This is a genomic window from Streptomyces albidochromogenes (assembly GCF_005981925.1).
Classification (GTDB): Bacteria; Actinomycetota; Actinomycetes; order Streptomycetales; family Streptomycetaceae; genus Streptomyces; species Streptomyces albidochromogenes.
In genome coordinates this window covers 15,013-36,402 of the sequence record NZ_VBVX01000030.1, presented here as the reverse complement: position 1 = coordinate 36,402, position 21,390 = coordinate 15,013, and the positions used below count along the sequence as shown (strand labels likewise).

Below are 21,390 nucleotides of genomic sequence, written 5' to 3'. Positions count from 1 at the left end.
TTATGCGATCGTCGGCGGCGTCAGATGGGTATAAGAGACGGGGTGTAGGGGGGGAGCCGCAGCCGGGAGGGGGGGGTGGGACCGAGTGGGCGGCAGCCCGCAGGGCCGCCCGGGCTCTCCGCCGGCCCGGCCGCCGCGCGCCTTGCCCACTCCTGGGCCGCCCCTTACGTCCCGTCGCCCGTACGCTCCCCCGTCCGCCCCGGCCCTCGTCCCTCCCGCGGCGCTCGCGCCGGCCGCCCCCGGCGTCAGTTCTCCCCGCGCGACCGTGCCTTGAACGCCGACTTGCGGGCTTCCTTCGCCGCCTTCTTGTCGGGGTGCAGCCGGCCCATCGCCTCCAGGACGTCCGCCGTGGCCGGGTGGTCCACGCGCCACGCCGCGTCGAAGAAGCCGCTGTGCCGGCCGGTCAGCCCCGCCACGAGGCCCTGGAGCTCGTCCGGTTCCCCGTCCGCGTCGAGCTGCGCGGCGATCGTGTCGATCGCGAGCCAGAAGATCATCGACTCGGGCGGCGGCGGTACGTCGGAGGCGCCGTGCTCGGCGAGCCAGACGCGGGCGAGGCCGCCGAGTTCCGCGTTGTCGAGCACCTCGCGCACCGCGTTTTCCGCCTCCGGCCCGACCAGCGACAGCGCCTGCTGGCTGCGCAGCCTGCGCAGCGGCGCGCCCCTGTCCGTACCGCGCGCGGCGGCGAGCAATTCCCGGGCGGCGGCGGCCGGTTCGCGCCGGGCGAGCCACAGCTGCGTCTCCGCTCCGGCCGACGCCTCGGGGAAGTACGCGATGCCGTCGAGCAGCGCCTCCGCGCCCTTGTCCGCGAGATCGCCGACCGCGGGCGCGTCGACGCCCGCTTCGAGCATCCGGGCCCTGACCCCGTACAGGCCGAGCGGGGTGAGCCCGACCATGCCGTACCGGGTCACGTCCTCGTCGTCGACGGGCGCCTCGGGCTCCGCGCCCTCCTCGGCCATCAGCGCCTCGTCGACCGGCCGGTAGGCGACGAGCCCGATCGGCTCCAGCACCCTGAACTGGTCGTCGAGCCGCATCATCGCGTCCGACACCTGCTCCAGTACGTCGTCGGTGGGCTCGCCCATGTCGTCCGGGACGATCATGGACGCGGCGAGCGCGGGCAGCGGCACCGGGCCCTCGGCGGCCCCCTCGGAAACGGTCAGCAGGTACAGGTTGCCGAGCACGCCCTCCAGGAACTCCGCCTCCGCCTCCGGGTCCCAGTCCAGCGCCTCCAGATCGATCTGCCCGTCCTCGTCGATGGCGTCGGCGAGGTCGTCCAGTACGGGCGCGGTGGCGTCGGCGAACACGGCGTCGAAGGCGTCGAGCCAGATCGCGAGGACGTCCTGGGGGCTGCCGGAGGTCAGCAGCGCCAGGTTCTCGCCGGCCGTGACGGTGCCGGCGGTCTCCGCCCCGCCCTCCAGGTCCTCGACGCCCTTCACGCCCTCGGTGTCCTCGGCCGGGTCCGTCACCTCGACGAGCCCCGTGTCGACGGCCAGCCGCCACGCCTCGCTCGCCTCCGCCGCACCGTCCTCGTCGGCGGGGAGTCCGAGGTGCTCGGCGGCCTCGGGCAGTTGCTCGTCGGCGAGTTCACCGCCGGCGCCGACCCGCGTCGCCGGCCCCGCCCACCGGGCGAGCCGCGCGGCGCGCGCGAGCAGCGGCGAGGTGAGCGCCGCCCGCGCCAGCTCGGCGTCGGAGTGGAGCCGCACCGGCGGCAGGGTCGGGCGGTCACCGGACATCTGGGGGTTCTCCTTGGCGCATGCGGGTCGGGCGGCCCCCAGCGTAGACGTATTTGCCCCCATGCCACCGGGTTCATGTACCCGTCAGGATCCGTACACCCGGGGACCCTTGACAACCCCCTGTCGCACACAAGAGATTGACGCGCGTAGAACACTGCTCCACCCCTCATCCATCGCACTCGGAGCCACGAGATGACTTCCCGTTCCTCCCTCCCCGGATCCGCCGCCGTCGCGGCCGTCGCAGCCGCCGCACTGGCCGGCGGGCTGCTGGCGAGCTCGGCCTCCGCCTCTCCCGCGGCCGCCTCGGCCGCGGAGACCCGGATCCACGACATCCAGGGCACCACCCGCATATCCCCGCTCGTGGGACAGCAGGTCACCGACGTGTCCGGCATCGTCACCGGTGTCCGGACCTACGGCTCGAAGGGCTTCTGGTTCCAGGACCCCGAGGCCGACGCCGACGCCGCCACCAGCGAGGGAATCTTCGTCTTCACCGGCTCCGCGCCGACCGTCGCCGTCGGCGACGCGGTCAAGGTGTCCGGCACGGTCGGCGAGTACGTCCCCGGCGGCGCCGCCTCGGGCAACCAGTCGCTCACCCAGATCGCCAAGCCCACCGTGACCGTGGTCTCCTCGGGCAACCCGCTGCCCGCGCCGGTCACCGTCTCGGCGAAGTCCGTTCCCTCCGCGTACGCCCCCGAGGGCGACCCGGCGGCGGGCGGCAGCATCAACGCGCTCCCGCTGAAGCCGCGCGCGTACGCCCTCGACTACTACGAGTCGCTGGAGGGCAGCAACATCCGCATCGGCTCGTCGCGCGTGGTCGGCGCGACCGACCCGTACTCCGAGCTGTGGGTCACGGTGAAGCCGCGCGAGAACGACAACCGGCGCGGCGGCGCGGTCTACGGCTCGTACACCGCGCAGAACACCGGCCGGCTCCAGATCCAGCAGCTCGCGCCGATCGCCGAGAAGCCGTTCCCGAAGGCGAACGTCGGTGACGTGCTCTCGGGTACGACCGAAGGCCCCCTGGACTTCAACCAGTTCGGCGGATACACCCTGACGGCCCGCACGCTCGGCACGGTCACCGACCGGGGCCTGGAGCGCGAGTCGACCCGGCCGCAGCGCCGCGGCGAGCTGGCGGTGGCGACGTACAACGTCGAGAACCTGGACCCGAGCGACCCGCAGGACAAGTTCGACGCGCTGGCTTCGGCCGTCGTGGAGAACCTGGCCTCGCCCGACATCCTCGCCCTGGAGGAGATCCAGGACGACAACGGCGCGAAGAACGACGGCACGGTCTCCGCCGAGGAGACGCTGAAGAAGTTCACGACCGCGATCGCCGCCGCCGGCGGCCCGTCGTACGCCTGGCGCACGATCGACCCGGTCAACAACCAGGACGGCGGCGAGCCCGGCGGCAACATCCGCCAGGTCTTCCTCTACAACCCCGAGCGCGTCTCCTTCACCGACCGCGGCGCCGGCGACGCCGCCACCGCGACCGGTGTCGTACGGGAGAAGGGCCGCGCGGCCCTGACCCACTCCCCCGGCCGCATCGACCCGGCGAACGCGGCCTGGGAGAACAGCCGCAAGCCGCTGGCCGGTGAGTTCACCTTCCGCGGCCGTACGGTCTTCGTCATCGCGAACCACTTCGGCTCGAAGGGCGGCGACGAGGGTCTGCCGTCGCACCACCAGCCGCCGGTGCGCAAGTCGGAGGTCAAGCGGCTGGAGCAGGCGCAGTCGGTCAACGCCTTCGTCAAGGACATCCTGAAGGCGCAGCGCGACGCGGACGTGCTCGTCCTCGGCGACATCAACGACTTCGAGTTCTCGGCTACGACGAAGGCGCTGACGGCGGACGGCGCGCTCTACCCGGCGATCAAGTCCCTGCCCCGGTCGGAGCGTTACTCGTACGTCTACCAGGGCAACAGCCAGGTCCTGGACCAGATCCTGACCAGCCCGTCGATCAAGTCGTTCCGTTACGACAGCGTCCACATCAACGCGGAGTTCGCCGAGCAGAACAGCGACCACGACCCGCAGGTCATCCGCTTCCGCCCGTAGTCGCGGGCCCCGTCACACGCCCGCGCTCAGGCTGAGCGCGGGCGTGTAGCGCGTCACCCGGCCGCCGGTCACGCCCGGGTAGCCGTGCACCTTGCGCCACTGCGGGGTGGGCGCGCCCACGCCGCCGGTGCCGCCCAGCGCCTCGATGTGCGCCCCGGCGCTCTCCCACTCGGCGTAGTTGAGCACCCGCGTCCCGTCCGTACTGACGTGGAAGTGCCCGGCGATGCCGCCGGGGTGCAGGCCGGGGTCCGTCGCGAGCGCCTCGAAGACCGCGTCCACCCAGTCCCGCTGCCTGGCGGGGTCGGGCCCATCGAACTCGACGTCGACGATCACGACGCAGCCCGGCTCGCGCTCCGGTGCGTCGGGCGCGAGCACCGTGCTGCGGTAGAGCTCGTACGCGTGCAGCCCGACCCTTTCGATCCCCGGCACGGCGGCGTCGATCTCGGCGTTGCGGCCGTCCCTTTCCGTGCCGAAGAACTTCCGGTAATCGTCCATGCTCCGCCACTGCGAGTAGTGCAGCAGGGTGTCGCCGTCCTCCCCGGTGTGGACGCTGTACGACAACGGCCCGACGTCCGGCCACGGCCGGCTCCGCCACGCCTCGGCGACGGCCTCGACCGCGGCCCTCTGGCGCTCGGGGGTGCCGACCCGCCAGGTACTGACCAGAACCACCTTGGAGTCCGGACGGTCCATCGTGGGACGGGAGTCGACCTGCGTGCTGCGTACGGACATGGCGGCATCTCCTCACTGGGCGCGCCGACGCGGCGCGCTCCCGTGCCCACCATCCTGGAACCACAAGCGCGGTTGAGGTCAACCGTGCCGGAATCCGGACCGGCGAGGTGCGGGGCCCGGTCGGGAGCTGATGGGGCGCGCCGTCGAGCGGGCCCGGGAACGCGGCTGCGCGCCGGTGCGGCCGACGAGCGACAAACGGCGCACCGCTTCTGCGCGTCGCTCGGCTGCGCGCGCGGCCACGACGGGGTTCAAGCGCGCGCTCTGAGCCCGCCGGGGGCTCGTCCGGGTCAGTCGGTGGGAGCCGTGTGCCGGGTCAGTCGGTGGGAGCCGTGTGCCAGGCGGTCAGGGTGAGTTCGTCCACCGTGCGCACATCGCTGCCCTCCAGCGGGAACCTCCGCGCCTTCTCGCCGGCGGCCGGGGCGATGTCGAGGGCGGACGCCTGCTGAAGGCGTCCGGTTCTGGGGTTGCTCGTCCAGGACAGGAGCGAGCGCACGCTCTCACCGGGGGCGAGGACCACCGACGTGGGCCCTTCGTCGGCGCCCATGTACGAGGAACCGCGCTTCACCCAGACGTCGAGCACCTCGCCGTCGGTGCCCAGCGCCTGGACGCTCGGGTAGCCGTAGACCTGGTAGGGGTCCTTGCCGCAGTTGGTCAGGGTGAGGCCGACGGCGCGGTGGCCGAGGGCCGCCTGCACCTCGCCCATGGACACTTCGGGAGCGCCGGACGAGCAGCCGGCCGGCCGGGGCTCCCGCCCGGGGGAGCCGGGGGCCGGTGGCGTGGGGGCTGCCGTGGCGCTCCGCGTCACCGCCGGCTCCGCCGGGGGTGCGGGCTTCGGTTCGCCCTCGCCCTCGGGTACGAGGAAGTCGCACCCCGCCAGTGCAAGCACCGCCGCCACCGCCCAGGCCACCGCTCCGCCGGCTCCGCGTAGCCCCACGTCTCCACTCCCCCGGCCGGTCGTCACAGCAGGTGTCCTCCACCGTCGACGAGGAGCACCTCGCCGGTGACGTACGCGGCGCGCGTCAGGTCGTACACCGCGTCCGCGATGTCCTCGGGTCTGCCGACCCGGCCCAGCGGCACCAACCCCGCGACCTGCTCCTTCACCCTGTCCGCACCGTCGAGCCCGTCGAACCACGGGGTGTCGATCATGCCGGGCGCGACGGCGTTGACCCGTACGTCCGGCCCCATGGTCTTGGCCAGCAGCTTCGTCATGTGGTTCACCGCCGCCTTGCTCACGGCGTACGGGATGGAGCTGCCGCCCGGCCGTACGCCCGCCTGCGAGGACACGTTGACCACGCAGCCCCCGCCGTCCGGGGCCGCCCGCAGGTGCGGGGCCGCGGCGGTGATGGTCTGCCAGACGCCGATGACGTTGACGTCGAAGATGTCGCGCCACACGTCGGGGCTCGCGGCTTCCAGGTCGTCGTGCGGGATGAACCGGGTCGTGCCGGCGCTGTTGACCAGGACGTCGAGGCGTCCGTACGCCGCGACCGCCTTCGCCACGAGCCGCTTCGCGTCCTCCTCGACGGCCATGTCCGCCTGGACGTAACGGGCGCCAGGCAGTTCGTCGGCCAGTGCCTGTCCCGCCTCCACGGAGCGGGCGGAGTTGACGATCACCCGGACGCCGGCCGCGGCGAGCCGACGGGCCACGGCCGCGCCGATCCCCGAGGACGACCCTGTCACCAGGGCCACACGTTGTTCGCTCATCGAGCGGTACCTCCCCTTGATACGGCCTGCCGCGCGCAGGCGATCATGCCAGACAGGCCCGTGCGGCGTCGCGCACTGTTCAGCGTTGCTTGACGCTTCCACGAAGGAGATCTAAGTGGACCTTCACCGTCGGGCCACCCAGACTTCCCGTATGACCGCATCGAGCCCTTTCGGCCGCGCCCTGTGCGCCATGATCACGCCCTTCACCTCCGCCGGAGAACCGGACCTCGACGGGGCCCAGTCGCTCGCCGACCGCCTGGTGTCCGAGGGGGGCTGCGAGGGGCTCGTGCTGAACGGCACCACCGGTGAGTCCCCGACCACCACCGACGCCGAGAAGAGCGCGCTCGTACGGGCCGTCCGCGAGGCGGTGGGCGACCGGGCGGCCCTCCTGTCGGGCGTCGGAAGCGCCGACACCCGGCACACGGTCGAACTGGCGCGGGAGGCGGAACGGGCGGGCGCGGACGGCCTGCTGGTGGTCACGCCGTACTACAGCCGGCCGCCGCAGGACGCGGTGGAGGCGCACTTCCGGCGGGTCGCGGACGCGGTCGGCGTCCCGCTGATGCTGTACGACATCCCGGGCCGCACCGGCACCCGCATCGAGGTGGAGACGATGCTGCGCCTCGCCGGCCATCCCCGGATCATCGCCGTCAAGGACTGCGCGTACGACTTGCTGGGCAGCGCCACCGTCATGTCGAGGACGGATCTCGCCTACTACTCGGGCAGCGAGGAACTGAACCTGCCGCTCTATGCGTTGGGCGGCGCGGGCTGTGTCAGTACGGTCGCCAACTGCGCGCCCCGCGCGGTACGGGCCGTTCTGGACGCGTACGACGCCGGTGACACGGCGGGCGCCGCGCGCGCCCACGGGCGCGCGCTGCCCCTGATCACACTCATGATGGCGTCGGGCCTGCCGGGCACGGTCACCGCGAAGGGCCTGCTCGGCGCGCTCGGGCTGCCGTCCGGCCCGGTCCGCGAACCGCTGCGGCCCGCCGACCGCACGACGGTCGACGGGCTGCTGGCGGCCTACGAGGCCCTGGACTGATCCGGCGTCAGCCGGAGACGCCGATCCGGCTGAGGATCGCGGTGTGCTCCAGGACGTCCTCCAGCGGATCGTCGATCTGCCCCGTGGAGATCAGCATGACGCGCGGCGCGTTGTGCGCGTTGGTGTGCGTCTCGTCGGCGTGGGCCATGCCCGTGGACAGGCCCACCGCCATCAGAACCGCACCGCATCCGGTGACCCGTCGTACCAGTGCCCGTACCTGCTGCGCCGTCATGCCGCTCCCTCGCCCTGAATCATCGTGCGATGTGCCGACCCGCTTATCCACCCTGCCTATCCACCCGAACGGCCCAGAGGTCACGCGACGTCATCCGTGTGAGTGTGAGGTCGCGGCGGCGAGTACGGCGCGCGAGGACGTGCGAGGGCGTGCGACGCGGCAACATGGCGGCACACGAATCCCATCCGCCCCACCGGAAACCTGAGAGGTGAGAGGTGAGAGCCACATGACCCTCGGTGCTCCTCGCCCCAGTCCCTTGGTCGAGCAGGCGGCAGCGAACCTGCGTGAGCAGATCTCCTGCGGCCACTGGCCGGTCGGCACGCGGCTGCCCGGTGAGACGACCCTCGCCAAGACCCTGGGCGTGGGCCGCTCGACGGTCCGCGAGGCGCTGCGCGCCCTGGCGGGGGCGGGCCTGGTGCAGCCCCGGCAGGGCGCGGGCGTCTTCGTCATCGCGACCCGGCCGGAGGAGGACTGGCCCACGCGCCTGCGCCGGGCGGCCGTGGCCGACGTGTTCGAGGTGAGGATGCTTCTGGAGGTACAGGCCGCCCGCCTGGCGGCAGTACGCCGGACCGACGGGGACCTCACCGCGCTCCGCACCGCGCTGGAGGCGCGGCGCGCGGCGGCCGACGGCGACGGCCCGGCCTTCGCCGACGCCGACCTCGCCCTGCACGCGGCCGTGGTGGCCGCCGCGCACAACCCCGTGCTCGTCGACCTCTTCGCCCAGCTCGCACCGGCCCTGCGCCAGGCCGCGACGCCCCCTCCGGACCTCGCCGCCGACGCCGGCCCCACCGCCCTGATCGACGCCATTGCCGCCGCCGACCCGGACGCGGCGGCCCAGGCCCTCACGGCGGAACTGACCGAAACCCTGGCTGACCGGCGACCCTGAGCGCTGACGTGTCGCGCGAGCGAGGCAGTGCTCGTGCTGTGCTCGGACACGAGCGCCCTTCCGGGCCGTCCTGGGCCGTGGAAGGGCGCTCGATGACGACCGGCCCCGACGGACGCCGGCGGCTCAGCGGCCGGTCAAGGCGTTGATCGACACAGCGGCCGCACGTCCGCCGATGATCAGTTGTGGCTGTGCAGGATCTCGTTCAGGCCGCCCCAGACCGCGTTGTTCGGGCGGGCCTCGACGGTGCCGGTCACCGAGTTGCGGCGGAAGAGGATGTTGCTGGCGCCGGAGAGTTCGCGGGCCTTGACGATCTGGCCGTCGGGCATCGTGACCCGGGTGCCCGCCGTGACGTACAGGCCGGCCTCGACGACGCACTCGTCGCCCAGCGCGATGCCGACGCCCGCCTCGGCGCCGACCAGGCAGCGCTCGCCGATGACGATGCGGACGTTGCCGCCGCCGGAGAGGGTGCCCATGGTGGACGCGCCGCCGCCGATGTCGGAGCCGTCGCCGACGACGACGCCGGCCGAGATGCGGCCCTCGACCATGGAGGTGCCGAGCGTGCCGGCGTTGAAGTTGACGAAGCCCTCGTGCATCACCGTGGTGCCCTCGGCGAGGTGCGCGCCGAGGCGGACGCGGTCGGCGTCGGCGATGCGCACGCCCTTGGGCGCCACGTAGTCCGTCATGCGCGGGAACTTGTCGACCGAGGTCACCTGGAGGTGCAGGCCCTCGGCGCGGGCGTTCAGCCGTACGGTCTCCAGCTGGTCGACGGCGACCGGGCCGAGCGACGTCCAGGCGACGTTGGCGAGGAGGCCGAAGACGCCGTCCAGGTTCTGGCCGTGCGGCTGGACCAGCCGGTGCGAGAGCAGGTGCAGGCGCAGGTACGCGTCGTGGGCGTCCAGCGGCTTGTCGTCGAGCGAGGCGATGACCGTACGGACGGCGACGACCTCGACGCCGCGCCGGGCGTCGGGGCCGAGGGCCTTCGGCGCGGAGGCGCCGAGCAGCTCTGCGGCGCGCTCGGCGGTGAGGCGCTCGGTGCCGGCGGGGCCGGGCTCGGCGACCAGCTCGGGGGCGGGGAACCAGGTGTCCAGGACGGTGCCGTCAGCGGCGAGGGTGGCGAGGCCGGCGGCGACGGCGCCGGTGGTGCGAGTAGCAGTCGTATCGGTCATGCCCGAACGCTAACCGGCTCCGGCGTGCCGAGGCGAACCGGTCCCGGATGCCGGGCGCCCGGGCTCCCCGCCGGCCCCGTCGGCCGCTGTGCCGGGGCCGGGGCCGGGCGGCGTTCCGCCCGCCGTGCCTGCCTGCCGCCCCGCCGCGATCACCGCGCCGCCCGCCGCCAGCGCCAGCGCCGCGCTCAGCGGCCAGAGCAGGCCCGGCGCGGCCTCGTACAGGGCCCCGCCCAGGGGTGGGGCGAGGATGACGCCGCTGACCGAGACACCGGCGTACAGGCTCTGGAAGCGGCCCTGCGCGTGCGCGGGGGCCTGGTCGGCCACGAAGGCGGTGGCCGGGGTCTTGTAGAGGATCTCGCCCGCCGTGAGGAGCAGCATCATCACCACGGCGACACCGATGGCCGCCCCCAGCATCAGCACGCCGTAGCCGAGGCCGACCAGGACGAGTCCCGCGCCGACGATCGTCAGGGGCGCGCGCCGGCGCAGGGCGACGGCCGCCGGGATCTCCAGGCAGAGGATGACCGCGCCGTTGACGGCGATCAGCCAGCCGTACGCGCGGGTGTCCATGCCGTGGTCGCCGAGGAAGACCGGCACGGTGGAGAACATCTGCCGGTAGACGATGTCCGCGAAGAAGACCGCCACCAGGAGGACGAGGACCTGGGGACGGGCGCGCAGTTCCCGCCGGAGGCCCGGCGCGGCGGGCAGCGAAGACGGTTCTCCTGCCGTCGTCCGCCCGGTGCGCGGCGCGGGCAGGACCGCGGCGGCGTACAGCGCGAACAGGAGCGTGCCGATGCCGTCCACGACGAAGATCACCGTGTACGAGAACTCCGCGGCGACCAGCGCTCCGAGCGGCGCGCCGACCGTGAAGCCCGCGTTCCCGGCCATCCGCATCACGGCGAAGCCCTGGCGCCGCGATCCGTCGGGTACGGAGACGGCGATGAGGGCGGAGTTCGTGGCGCGCACCGCCCCCAGCGCGTACTGCGCGAGCGGCAGCGCGGCGTACAGCACGGCGTCCGGCAGGGAGGGCAGCGCCACCAGGCCGGCACCTCCGAGCACGGAGGCGGTCAGCAGGGTGCGCCGGTGGCCGAAGCGGTCGCCGAACCAGCCGCCGGTGAAGTTCCCCGCGACGAGGCCGAGCCCGCCGATGCCGCTGAGCACGCCCGCCCGCGCGACCGCCAGGCCGCGTTCGTCCGTGAGGTAGACGAAGAGATAGATGAACGTGAAGGCGACGGCGCTGTTGAAGAAGATGCCGAACGCCAGGTGCCATACGGCCTTCGGCACATCCCGGAGTGACCCCAACCTGCCCGCCCCCTGCGCGAGTTCCGAGTAAGTTCCCTTTGGGAACGGACTATGCCAGCATGAGCCCCATGGCACAACGCACCAGCCTCGGCGACGCCGACTGCGCCATCGCCCAGGCCCTTGACGTCGTGGGCGACTGGTGGACCCTGCTGATCGTGCGCGACGCGGCCCGCGGCGTGCACCGCTTCGACGCGCTCCAGGCGGAGACCGGCATGTCCCGCAAGGTCCTCGCCGAGCGGCTGCGGCTGCTGGTGGACGCGGACGTACTGGCCCGGGAGCCGTACCAGGAGCGGCCCCCGCGGTACGAGTACCGCCTCACCCGGCGCGGCCGCGCGCTCCTGCCCGTACTGATCGCGCTCCAGGACTGGGGCGACACCTGGCTGCTCGGCGACGGGGAGACGACCGCGACGGCGGAGCCGGCGTCCCGGGAGGCCGAGCGCGTGCACCGGCTCGTCGGCACGCGACTGCCGGCGCTGTGGCTCCCCGACCTGGACGGCGAGCCGCGCGACCCCGTCGCGGACACGCCGTACACCGTCCTGTACTGCTTCCCCGGCGCGTACGCCCGCCCCGAGGCGTATCCGCCCGGCTGGGCCGAGATCCCCGGCGCGCGCGGTTGCACGCTCGAATCCTGCACGTACCGCGACCGGTCGGCCGAGTTCGCCGCCGCGGGCGCGACCGTGCACGGCGTGTCCGCCCAGCGCCCGGACGAGCAACGGGCGTTCGCGGACGCGGAGCGGCTGGACTTCCCGCTCCTGTCGGACGCGGACCTCACCCTGGCGGCCGCCCTGCGCCTGCCGACGTTCCGCGCGGCCGGCGTCAGCCGGCTGAAGCGGCTGACGCTGGTGGTGGAGCGCGACCGTACGATCCGCCAGGTCCACTACCCCGTCACGGACATCACGGCGAGCGTCGAGTCGGCGCTGGCCGGCCTCGGCCGCTGACGACGCCGGAGCAGGCGGGCCGGGCCGTGACGCGGGGCCGCCTGCCGAACGCGGGCCGGGGGCGCGGGTGCGGGCGCCGGTGGGCAGCGGGTGTGACGCGGGATCAGCCGGCCGGCGCCTGTGGGCCGATGACCCGGGCGAGCATTTCGCGCGCGTACGCCGCGTCGTACGCCGCGCCGGTCAGCAGGACCTGGAGGCAGATCCCGTCCATCAGCGCGACCACCGCCCGCGCCGTGACCGGATCGGTGCGCCGCGCCAGCTGGTCGGCCATGCCCGCGCACCACTCGGCGGCGACCGGGCGCAGGGCCGGCCTGCGCAGCGCGGCCAGGTAGAGCTCGTACTCCAGCTCCACGCCGGTGCGGTCCCCCGACAGCCAGTCCCCCAGCATCCGGGCCAGCTCGTCCGCCAGGTCGGCCCGCGGGTCCTCGAAGGCGCCGTGTGCGGCCACCGCCTTCGCGAACCCCTCGTTGGACTGCCGTAGCGCGGCGACCAACAGCTCGTCGAGCGTCCTGAAGTGGTACGTCGTCGAGCCGAGCGGTACGTCCGCCTCGGCCGCGGCCGACCGGTGGCTCAGCCCCGCAATGCCCTTGCGCCCCACCACGCGTATCGCGGCGTCGATGATGCGCCGGCGGCGCTCGGGGTCGTACCGGCGGGCCATCAGTGCGCGCCGCCGAGGTTGAGCAGGACCACGCCGACGATGACCAGGCCGATCCCGGCCAGTTTGACGGCGTTCGCCGACTCCCCGAGGAAGAAGATGCCGATCGCGGCGACGGCGGCGGTGCCTGCGCCCGCCCAGATCGCGTAGGCGGTGCCGACCGACATGGACTTGAGGGTCTGGGCGAGCAGGGTGAAGGCGAGCAGATAGCCGGCGGCCGTGATGAGCGAGGGCCACAGCTTGGTGAATCCGTCGCTGTACTTCATGGCCGTGGTCCCGGCCACCTCCGCCGCGATCGCCGCGGCCAGCAGTACGTAGGGCGTGGGCATGTGTACGAGAGTACACATGGTTGTGTACGGCCGTACACAACGCCGCGCCGCCGGTGCCCCGCCCGCCGGGCGGCCGCGCGCCCGCAAACTGCGTTCCGTCGGGCGACAGCCACCCGATACGGTGTACCGCCCGGTCAGGGCCTGGAACGCAACGGAGTGAAAGTGGCGCACGATTCGGGCTGGAACGGCCCCCACGGCGGCGGACCGCACGCAGGACCCCCGCAACCACCGCAACCCCCGCCGCCCGGCTGGGGCGGCGGCGGGGCGTACCAGCCCTGCTGCGGCGCGGCGGGCTCGGCGTAACCGCCGGGCTGCTGCGGCGGCTGCTGGAAGCCGGCCAGCTGGTCGGCCGTCGAGCGGTAGTCCACGGCGCCCTGCGTCATCCGCATGTACGCCTCCTCCAGCGAAGCCTGGTGCGGCGAGAGCTCCCACAGCCGTACGTCGGCCTCGTGCGCGAGGTCGCTGATGCGCGGCAGCGCCAGCCCCGTCACGCGCATCGCACCGTCCTGCTCGGTCATGACGTGCCCGCCGGCCTCCGTCAGCACGGACGACAGCTTCTCGCGCTGCTGCGGCTCGGTCTGCGGCGTACGCACCCGGGCGAAGTCCGCGGAGTTCGCGGAGATGAAGTCCTTGACGCTCATGTCGGCGAGCAGCTGCCCCCGGCCGATCACGATCAGGTGGTCGGCGGTGACCGCCATCTCGCTCATCAGGTGGGAGGAGACGAAGACCGTACGGCCCTCGGCGGCCAGCGTCTTCATGAGGTTGCGGACCCAGTGGATGCCCTCGGGGTCCAGGCCGTTGATCGGCTCGTCGAAGAGCAGCACCTGCGGGTCGCCGAGGAGCGCGGCGGCGATGCCCAGGCGCTGCCCCATGCCGAGCGAGAAGCCCTTGGAGCGCCGCTTGGCGACGTCCTGGAGGCCGACGACCCCGAGCACCTCGTCGACCCGCTGGGCGGGGATGCCGGAGAGCTGCGCCAGCGACAAGAGGTGGCTGCGCGCGCTGCGGCCGCCGTGCACGGCCTTGGCGTCGAGCAGGGCGCCGACCTGGCGGGGGGCGTTGGTGAGCTTGCGGAAGGGGTGACCGCCGATGGTGACATGGCCCGAGGTGGGCTCGTCGAGCCCGAGGATCATCCGCATCGTCGTGGACTTGCCGGAGCCGTTGGGGCCGAGGAAGCCCGTCACCGTGCCCGGGCGCACCTGGAAGGAAAGGTTGTACACGGCTGTCTTGGCGCCGTAGCGCTTCGTCAGGCCGACTGCCTCGATCATTGTGTGCAGCCCCATCGACAGGTCGGGTCGTCGGGGCTGTGACCTCTTGGCCGAACGCCCCCGTAAGGGTTAGGAGGATAACCGTGGGCTGACGGTTCCCGCTAAGCCGGGACGGGGCCGCCGGGTCCGGAGCCCCGGCTACGCGTCCCGCTTCTTCAGCAGGACGAAGCCGCCCACCAGAGCCGCGAGCACCCACGCGCACATGATCAGCAGCCCGCCCCACGGCCCGTACGGCGCACTGTCGTCGAGCGGCGGCACCACCTGCATGATCTTGCTGCCGGCCTGGTCGGGGAGGTACTGGCCGACCTTCTTGGTGGCGGAGACGTTGCCCAGGATCGGCGCGAGCAGGAAGAAGAACGGCATCAGGACGCCGAGGGCCAGCACCTGACTGCGCAGCATCGAGGCCACACCCATCGAGAACAGCGCGATCAGGGTCATGTAGAGCCCGCCGCCGATCACCGCGCGCAGGACGCCCGGATCGCCGATGTCCGCCCTGAGGTCGCCGAGCATCGCCTGGCCGAGGAAGAAGGCGGCGAAGCTCGTGATCATACCGACGGCCAGGGCGAGGGCCGCCGCGACGGTGATCTTGCTGAAGAGGAAGGTGGCGCGCTGCGGGACCGCCGCGAGCGACATGCGGATCATTCCGGTGCTGTATTCGTTCGACACGACGAGCACACCGAAAACGATCATTGCAAGCTGCCCAAGACTCGTGCCCGCGAAACTCACGAACGTCGGATCGAAGGCGAGTTTGTCCTCGGCGTCCATCTTCGCGAATTCGTTCTTCGAAAGAATACTGATGAGTACGCCGAGGCCGATGGTGACGATTGCGGCAAGGCCGAGTGTCCATACTGTGGACTGCACGGATTTGATCTTGGTCCATTCCGACTTGAGAACCTGTGTGGCAGCCACGATTCAGGCCCCCTTCCCGGTCGTCTTGTGCTGCTGGACTCCCGCACCCCAACCGGCCCCGGGCGGCGCGGGCCTTTCGCCGTCCGAATGCGCGTGGTACTCGACGGACTCCGCGGTCAGCTGCATGAACGCCTCCTCCAGCGACGCCTGCTGGGGGCTCAGCTCGTGGAGGACCAGCTGATGCCGGGCGGCGAGCTCGCCGAGCTGCTCCGCGCTCACCCCGTCCACCTCCAGCGACCCGTTGGCCGCGCCGACCGCCGTGATCCCGGCCTCGTGCATCACGTCACGCAGCCGCTCCTGCTGCGGAGAGCGCAGGCGCACGTAACTGCGCGAGTTCTCCTTGATGAAGCCGGCCATCGACGTGTCGGCGAGCAGCCGTCCCTGGCCGATGACGACCAAGTGGTCCGCCGTGAGCGCCATTTCGCTCATCAGGTGGGAGGAGACGAAGACCGTACGGCCCTGGGAGGCCAGCGCCTTCATCAGATTGCGGATCCAGTGGATGCCCTCGGGGTCGAGGCCGTTCACCGGCTCGTCGAACATGAGGATCTCGGGGTCGCCCAGCAGCGCCCCCGCGATGCCCAGCCGCTGCCCCATGCCGAGCGAGAAGCCCTTCGCGCGCTTCCTGGCGACCGAGGTCAGGCCCACCGTCTCCAGGACCTCGGAGACCCGGCTGCGCGGGATGCCGTTGCTCTGGGCCAGGCACAGCAGGTGGTTGTACGCGCTGCGGCCGCCGTGCATCGCCTTGGCGTCGAGGAGCGCGCCGATGTACTTCAGCGGATCCTTGAGCTCGGCGTAGTGCTTGCCGTCGATGCGGACGTCACCGGCCGTCGGGTTGTCCAGGCCCAGCATCATCCGCATGGTCGTCGACTTGCCCGCCCCGTTGGGGCCGAGGAAGCCGGTCACGATGCCCGGCCGCACGGTGAAGGTCAGCTGATCGACGGCCGTCTTCTCGCCGTAACGCTTCGTCAGCCCCGTCAGTTCGATCACTCAAACCCACCTCGCGAAGGCACCTCGGGCAGGCGGCTGGCCTGTCCGTCCGGCTGGAAGTCCGGGGGGCGCCCCCCGGGAGAGCACAGCATGCCGGCCACGCTAAGGGCGCGCGAAGCCCCCCGCCACCGGAATGACGGGGGGCTTTGCGGTCTGACTGCTTCCGCTTCTCGCCGGGGCGGGCCCGGGGACTAGCGGGTCTGCTGCGCCGGGACGCCGCGGGTGATCGGCTCGTCGTCGGCCGGGGCGCCGGCGGCGGCGACAGCCGCACCGGTCAGCGTGGCCAGCATCTCGCGGACGTTGGTCAGCTGCGCGTTGATCGAGTCGCGGCGGTTGGTGAGCGCCGCCAGCTCGCGCTCCGATTCGCTGCGGATCCGGTCGGCCTTGGCGTTCGCGTCGGCCACGATGTCCTCGGCCTGGCGCTGCGCGGTCTCCACCGTCTGACGGGCACGGCGCTCCGCGTCCGTGCGCAGCTTCTCGGCCTCCAGGCGAAGCTGCTCGGCGCGGTGCTCGATCTCGGCCAGACGCTTCTCGGCCTTGGCCTGACGCGAAGCCAGGTCGCGCTCCGACTGCTCGCGGCGCTTGGCCAGGTTCGTCTCGAAGTCCGCGGCGGCCTGAGCGGCCTTGGCGCGGGTCTCCTCGAAGAGGGCGTCCGCCTCCTCGCGCTTCTGCTGCGCGTCCTTCTGCGCCTCGCTGCGCAGCGTGGAGGCGTCACCCTTGGCCTTCTCGACGATACGAACGCCCTCGTCCTCGGCCTTCGCCTTGCGCTCGGCCGCGAACGACTCGGCGTCGTTGCGCACCTGCTGCGCCGCCGACTCGGCGAGCTCGCGGTGCTGCTCGGCGGCGCGACGGGCCTCCTCACGCAGGTCCTTCGCCTCCTCCTCGGCGAGGCGGAGGATCTTCTCGACGCGCGCACCGAGCCCGGCGTACGACGGCTCCGCGTCGCTCACCTGGGCCTGGGCGTTCTGCGTCTCGAGGTGGAGTTCCTCGATGCGCTTTTCCAGAGCAGTGATTCGGGCCAGAGCACTGTCACGGTCGGCGACGAGTTTGGTAATGCGGTCGTCCACCTGACCGCGGTCGTAACCACGCCGCACGAGCTCGAAGCCGAAGGGGGAGGAAGTGTCGCTCATGGGGTTCCTGGGTTCCTGTCGAATGTGACCGGTGAGGTGTTAGGGGGAATCCTAGGGGCCGAAGCGGCGTGTCATCGAGTCAATGCCCGTTTGATCTGGAGAATGACACCCCTTTTGAGTGGCTAACCGTCGGATGACTTGCCACTCGAACGAGTGGAACCCGCCGCCGCGCCGGCTTTCACGCCACCCGCGCCGGAGCCGCTGTTCGACGACGCCTTGCCGCCCCCGGAAGGTGCCTCAAAGGACTCCAACGCCTCAAGTACGTCCTGGACACGGGAGATCTCGGCCTGGATGTCCTCCCTGCGGCGGACCAGTACATCGAGCTCGCGCCGGCCCTCGTCGACCATGCGCTCGGCCTCCGCCTGGGCCTCCGTACGCAGCTTCTCCGCCTCGCGCACCAGCTCGGCCTTCTTCTGCTCGGCCTCCTTGAGCAGCGCCTCGGCCTTCTTCACCGCGGCGATGCGGACCTTGCCCGCCTCCGAACTCGCCTCGGAGATCATCTCCTTGGCCTTCGCCTCGGCCTCGGCCTGCTGCTCCGTCGCGGCCTTCACCAGCTTGTCGACCCGCTCGCCGGCGGTCCGCATCTGCTCGGACGTCTCCCGGCGGGCCCGCTCGTGCAGCTCCTCGATCTCGGCCTCGGTACGGGCGCGCAGCTCCTCCGCCCGCTCCCTTATGGCGGTCGCGTCCCGGCGGGCCCCGACCAGCAGCTCGTCGGCGTCCGTACGGGCCTTCTCGACCAGCGAGTTGCCCTCGACCGTCGATTCCGCGACCAGCCGCTCGGCCTCCTTGCGGGCCGCGCCGACCATCGTGTCGGCCTGCTCCTCCGCCTTGGTCGCGGCGAGCAGCGCCTCCTCCTGGGCCTTCGCCATCAGCTGGTCGGCCTGCTCGGCCGCGTCCGAACGGCGCTTGGACGCCGCCTGACGCGCCTCGTCGAGCAGCCGGTCCGCCTCGGTACGGGCGTCGCCGCGCATCCGCTCGGCCGCCTCCTCGGCGTCCGCCTTGACCTTCTGCGCCTCCGACCTGATGCGCTCCGCCGCCTGCTGGGCGGAGGTCACCATCTCGGCGGCCTCCGCACGCAGCCGCTCCGCCTCGCCGCTCGCCTCGGACACGAGCCGGTCCGCCTGCGCCGCCGCGTCGGCGCGCCGCTTGTCGGCCGCCTCGCGCGCCTCGTCCAGAACCCGCTCGCCCTCCGCGCGCAGCCGCTCGGCCTCGCTGTTCGCGTCGGCGACGAGCTTGTCCGCCTCGCCGCTCGCCTCGGACACGAGCTTGTCGGCCTGGGCCGCCGCGTCCGCGCGGCGCTTGTCGGCCGCCTCACGCGCCTCGTCGAGGACCCGCTCGCCCTCCTCGCGCGCCTCGGCCCGCAGCCGCTCGGCCCCGGTCTCGCCGTCCGCCTTGATCTGCTCGGCCTCGGCCCGCATCCGGGCCGCGTCCTGCCCGGCGGCCGTCAGCGACTGCACGGCCTCGGCCGCCATGCGCTCGGCCTCGCCCGTCGCCTCGCCGATCAGCCGGTCCGCCTGCGCCGCCGCCTCGTTGCGGATGCGGTTGGCGTCCTCACGGGCCTCGGCGCGCGAACGCGACGCGTCCTGCTCGGCCGAAGCCAGCGCGTCGGACGCCTCCGTGCGAATGCGCTGCGCGTACTCCGAGGAGTCGGTGCGCAGCCGCTCCGCCTCCGCGATCGCGTCCCCGACCGTGCGCTCCGCGAGCGACTTGGCCGCGTCGGTCTCCTCCTGCGCCTGCCGGCGCAGCCGGTTCGCGTCCTCGGTGGCCCGCTCCCGCTCCTCGTACGCGTCGGCGCGGAGCCGGTCCGCCTCCTCCTGCGCCTCGGTCTTCGTACGCTCCGCCACGTGCTCGGCGGCCGAACGCAGCCCGGCGATCTCCTCCTCGGCCTGCTCCTGCAGCCCGGCGACGGCGTCCCGTACCTGCTGGGCGGTCTGCTCGGCGGCCGCGACCAGCTCGGTGGCCCGATAGTCCGCCTCCTGGACCAGGCGCTGCGCCTCGGCCTGCGCGTCCTCGACCCGCTTGCGGGCGGACGCGAGGAGCTCCTCGCTCTGCTCGCGGGCCTGCGCCCGCTCCCGCTCGGCCTCCTCGCGGGCCGCGGCCAGCGTCTCCTCGGCCTCCCGGCGGCGGCGCGCGGCCTCCTCCTGGGCGGCGGCCAGCGCCTCGGCGGCCTCGGCCCCGACCCGCTCGGCCGCAGCGGCGGCCTCGGACCGGATCCGGTCCGCGCTCTCCTGCGCCTCCGTCTTGAGCCGCTCGGCCTCGTTCGACGCCTCACTGCGCAGCCGTACGGCGACGGCCTCGCCCTCGGCGCGCGAGCGCGAGGCATCGGCGGCCGCCTCCGTGCGCAGCCGCTCCGCCTCGGTCTCGGCCTGCGCCTGGAGCGTCCGTACTCGCTCGGCCGCCTCGGCGCGCAGCCGCTCGATCTCCTCGCCGGCCTCCCGGCGCAGCCGCTCGGCCTCGGCCCTCGCCTCGCCCAGTGCCTGCTCGGCGGCGGTGACGCGCTGCTCGGCCTCGGTGTGCAGCCGGGCCAGTTCCTCGGCGGCCTCGGCCTGGCGGGCGGCGATGCCGCGCTCGGCCTCCTCGCGCAGCGCGCGGGCGGCGTCCTCGGCGCCGGCGGTGGTCCGCTGCGCCTGCTCCTCGGCCTCGGCGCGCAGCTGGTCGGCCTCGGCGCGGGTGCGCTCCAGGGTCTCCTCGGCCTGCTTGCGCAGCGTCGTGGCGCGTTCGATGGCCTCGCCGCGCACCCGCTCGCTCTCGGCGGAGGCGGACGTGCGCAGCTCGTCGGCGTCGCCCCGCGCCTTGGTCAGCAGCTCCTCGGCGGTCCTGGCCGCCTCCTCGATCTGCTGGACGGCCTCGCGGCGGGCCTCGCCGCGGATCCGCTCGCCCTCGGCGACCGCCTCGGCCCGCAGCTGCTCGGCCTCGCCGCGCAGCCTGCGCGCCTCCTCCTGCAGCTCGACCGTCTTGGCCCGGTACTCCTTGGTGTCGTCCTTCGCCGCGCCCTTGAGCTGGTCGGCCTGGGCCGCCGCCTCGCTGCGCAGCCGCTCGATCTCCGCCTCGGCCTCGCGGCGGATCCGCTCGGCCTCCTCGGACGCCTTGCGGGTGGTCTCCTTGGCGTCGTCGGACGCCTTGGTGAGGACCTCTTCGGCGGTACGGGCCGCCTTGGCGAGCTGGGCCGCCGAATCCTCGGCGGCGGCGGTGCGGGCCTTCTCGGCGGCCTCGGCGACCAGCCGCTCCGCCTCGGCGCGGGCGTCGGCGCGGGCCTGCTCGGCCTCCGCCTTGAGCGCCTCGGCGTCCTTGGTGGCCTCGGCGACCAGCCGGGCGATCTCGGACTTGGCCGTACGGGTGCGCTGCTCGTTGACGGACTCGGCCGTGGTCAGCTGCTTGGCCGCCGCGTCCTTCGCCTCGGTCAGGACCTTCTCGGCCTCGGCGCGCGCCTCGCGCAGCGCCGTCTCGGCCTCCTGCATCCGCTGCTCGGCGGTACGGCTGAGCTCCGCGGCCTGCCGGCGCGCCTGGTCGGACTCGGCGGTCGTCGACGTACGCAGCTGCTCGGCGTGGGTGGTCGCCTCCTGCGCCTGGTTGGAGGCGGCGTTCAGCAGGCGCTCGGCGTCCTTGCGGGCGCGCAGCAGGATCGCCTCGGCCTCGGCGCGGGCGTTCTCGGCCTCGGAGCCGAGGCGCTGGCGGGCCTCCTGGGCGACGCGCTCGGCCTCGGCGCGGGCGGCGGCCAGGGACTGCTCCGCCTCGGCGCGCGACTCCTCCAGGAGCCGGCGGGCCTGCGCCTCGGTACGGGCGCGCAGCTGCTCGGCCCAGGCCACGTTCTCGTTGACGTGGGCCTCGACGGTCTGCCGGCGCTCGGCGAGCTCCTGGTCGAGCCGCTGGCGGCGGGTGACCGCCTCCGTGTGCAACTCGGCCTGGAGCCTTGCCTGGTGCTCGGCGTGCTCCTGGAGGATCCGCTGCGTCTGCGCCCGGGCGTCGCGCAGTTCGCGCTCGGCGTCGGTACGCAGCTGATCCGCCTGGATCTGGGCGTTACGCAGCAACTGCTCGGCCTGGTAACCGATGTCCGCCGCGTCGTAGGCGGGACGGGACGCCAGGTTGCGGCGCGCCTCATGGAGCTTGGCGCGCAACACCTCGACCTGGTAGCCGAGGTCCTCGGCGTGCTGAACCGCCTTCTCCCGCTCGGTCTTCAGCCGCTCCATCTCGGCTTCGAACCGCGAGAGATGGTCGTCAGGCTCGTGCCGTTCGTAGCCCCGCACTGCGCGGTCCCATCCGTCCCCTGGTCGCAACTCTTCCGAACTCTCCGAAACAAGCACCGCCCCGACTTCGGGCGGCCCCCGGGGGGAATGGTCTCAGATCAACAGTGAGGC

At 73.0% G+C, this 21,390-nt stretch carries 18 protein-coding genes; 4 read left to right on the top strand and 14 right to left on the bottom strand.

The window, feature by feature from the left end; translation table 11 throughout:
- Positions 1-245: 245 nt before the first annotated feature.
- Positions 246-1,730, bottom strand: a complete 1,485-nt coding sequence (locus tag E2E34_RS06645) for a hypothetical protein (RefSeq protein ID WP_138900984.1) — start codon at positions 1,728-1,730, stop codon at positions 246-248.
- 192 nt (positions 1,731-1,922) lie between these two features.
- Here E2E34_RS06645 and E2E34_RS06640 point away from each other — a divergent pair, with 192 nt between their 5' ends.
- Positions 1,923-3,770 (top strand): DUF8508 domain-containing protein, encoded by a 1,848-nt coding sequence (locus E2E34_RS06640; protein WP_138900983.1) that lies wholly within the window; start codon positions 1,923-1,925, stop codon positions 3,768-3,770.
- Positions 3,771-3,782: 12 nt separating this feature from the next.
- Here E2E34_RS06640 and E2E34_RS06635 read toward each other — a convergent pair whose 3' ends face one another.
- The 3 genes from E2E34_RS06635 to E2E34_RS06620 all read right to left on the bottom strand — a co-directional run bounded on the left by E2E34_RS06635 (position 3,783) and on the right by E2E34_RS06620 (position 6,200).
- A complete protein-coding gene (locus tag E2E34_RS06635; protein ID WP_138900982.1) occupies positions 3,783-4,499 on the bottom strand; it encodes an antibiotic biosynthesis monooxygenase in 717 nt (238 codons plus the stop codon).
- Positions 4,500-4,812: 313 nt separating this feature from the next.
- The gene (locus E2E34_RS06625; RefSeq protein WP_244315538.1) at positions 4,813-5,433 is read right to left on the bottom strand and encodes a DUF4232 domain-containing protein; all 621 of its coding nucleotides are present in this window, start codon (positions 5,431-5,433) and stop codon (positions 4,813-4,815) included.
- A gap of 23 nt (positions 5,434-5,456) precedes the next feature.
- The gene (locus tag E2E34_RS06620) at positions 5,457-6,200 is read right to left on the bottom strand and encodes an SDR family NAD(P)-dependent oxidoreductase (protein ID WP_138900981.1); all 744 of its coding nucleotides are present in this window, start codon (positions 6,198-6,200) and stop codon (positions 5,457-5,459) included.
- 151 nt (positions 6,201-6,351) lie between these two features.
- Between E2E34_RS06620 and dapA the strand changes: the two genes are divergently transcribed.
- Entirely contained in the window at positions 6,352-7,239 is an 888-nt protein-coding gene (gene dapA, locus E2E34_RS06615) for a 4-hydroxy-tetrahydrodipicolinate synthase (RefSeq protein ID WP_138900980.1), read from the top strand.
- 7 nt (positions 7,240-7,246) lie between these two features.
- On the opposite strand, the gene E2E34_RS06610 is transcribed toward dapA, so the two are convergent.
- Positions 7,247-7,471 carry a hypothetical protein gene (locus E2E34_RS06610; RefSeq protein WP_138900979.1) on the bottom strand — a complete coding sequence of 75 codons (225 nt, stop codon included), beginning with the start codon at positions 7,469-7,471 and terminating at the stop codon, positions 7,247-7,249.
- A 226-nt stretch (positions 7,472-7,697) separates the two neighbouring features.
- On the opposite strand from E2E34_RS06610, the gene E2E34_RS06605 reads away from it, so the two are divergent.
- Positions 7,698-8,357, top strand: a complete 660-nt coding sequence (locus E2E34_RS06605) for a FadR/GntR family transcriptional regulator (RefSeq protein ID WP_138900978.1) — start codon at positions 7,698-7,700, stop codon at positions 8,355-8,357.
- Between the two features lie 176 nt (positions 8,358-8,533).
- On the opposite strand, the gene dapD is transcribed toward E2E34_RS06605, so the two are convergent.
- Positions 8,534-9,523, bottom strand: a complete 990-nt coding sequence (dapD, locus tag E2E34_RS06600) for a 2,3,4,5-tetrahydropyridine-2,6-dicarboxylate N-succinyltransferase (protein WP_138898376.1) — start codon at positions 9,521-9,523, stop codon at positions 8,534-8,536.
- A gap of 9 nt (positions 9,524-9,532) precedes the next feature.
- Positions 9,533-10,822 carry an MFS transporter gene (locus E2E34_RS06595; RefSeq protein WP_138900977.1) on the bottom strand — a complete coding sequence of 430 codons (1,290 nt, stop codon included), beginning with the start codon at positions 10,820-10,822 and terminating at the stop codon, positions 9,533-9,535.
- A 68-nt stretch (positions 10,823-10,890) separates the two neighbouring features.
- On the opposite strand from E2E34_RS06595, the gene E2E34_RS06590 reads away from it, so the two are divergent.
- Positions 10,891-11,760, top strand: a complete 870-nt coding sequence (locus E2E34_RS06590) for a winged helix-turn-helix transcriptional regulator (RefSeq protein ID WP_138900976.1) — start codon at positions 10,891-10,893, stop codon at positions 11,758-11,760.
- A gap of 103 nt (positions 11,761-11,863) precedes the next feature.
- On the opposite strand, the gene E2E34_RS06585 is transcribed toward E2E34_RS06590, so the two are convergent.
- The 7 genes from E2E34_RS06585 to scy all read right to left on the bottom strand — a co-directional run bounded on the left by E2E34_RS06585 (position 11,864) and on the right by scy (position 21,279).
- Positions 11,864-12,418, bottom strand: a complete 555-nt coding sequence (locus tag E2E34_RS06585; RefSeq protein ID WP_138900975.1) for a TetR/AcrR family transcriptional regulator — start codon at positions 12,416-12,418, stop codon at positions 11,864-11,866.
- Positions 12,418-12,744 (bottom strand): DMT family transporter, encoded by a 327-nt coding sequence (locus E2E34_RS06580; protein WP_138900974.1) that lies wholly within the window; start codon positions 12,742-12,744, stop codon positions 12,418-12,420. The genes E2E34_RS06585 and E2E34_RS06580 overlap by 1 nt, the downstream gene beginning before the upstream one ends.
- A gap of 134 nt (positions 12,745-12,878) precedes the next feature.
- Positions 12,879-14,009, bottom strand: a complete 1,131-nt coding sequence (locus E2E34_RS06575; RefSeq protein ID WP_244315537.1) for an ABC transporter ATP-binding protein — start codon at positions 14,007-14,009, stop codon at positions 12,879-12,881.
- 138 nt (positions 14,010-14,147) lie between these two features.
- Entirely contained in the window at positions 14,148-14,918 is a 771-nt protein-coding gene (locus tag E2E34_RS06570) for an ABC transporter permease (protein ID WP_138900973.1), read from the bottom strand.
- A 3-nt stretch (positions 14,919-14,921) separates the two neighbouring features.
- Positions 14,922-15,905, bottom strand: a complete 984-nt coding sequence (locus tag E2E34_RS06565; protein ID WP_138900972.1) for an ABC transporter ATP-binding protein — start codon at positions 15,903-15,905, stop codon at positions 14,922-14,924.
- Between the two features lie 191 nt (positions 15,906-16,096).
- The gene (locus E2E34_RS06560; RefSeq protein WP_138896371.1) at positions 16,097-17,035 is read right to left on the bottom strand and encodes a coiled-coil domain-containing protein; all 939 of its coding nucleotides are present in this window, start codon (positions 17,033-17,035) and stop codon (positions 16,097-16,099) included.
- Between the two features lie 122 nt (positions 17,036-17,157).
- Complete coding sequence (gene scy, locus E2E34_RS06555) at positions 17,158-21,279, bottom strand: polarized growth protein Scy (protein WP_138900971.1); 4,122 nt, start codon at positions 21,277-21,279, stop codon at positions 17,158-17,160.
- Positions 21,280-21,390: the final 111 nt, after the last annotated feature.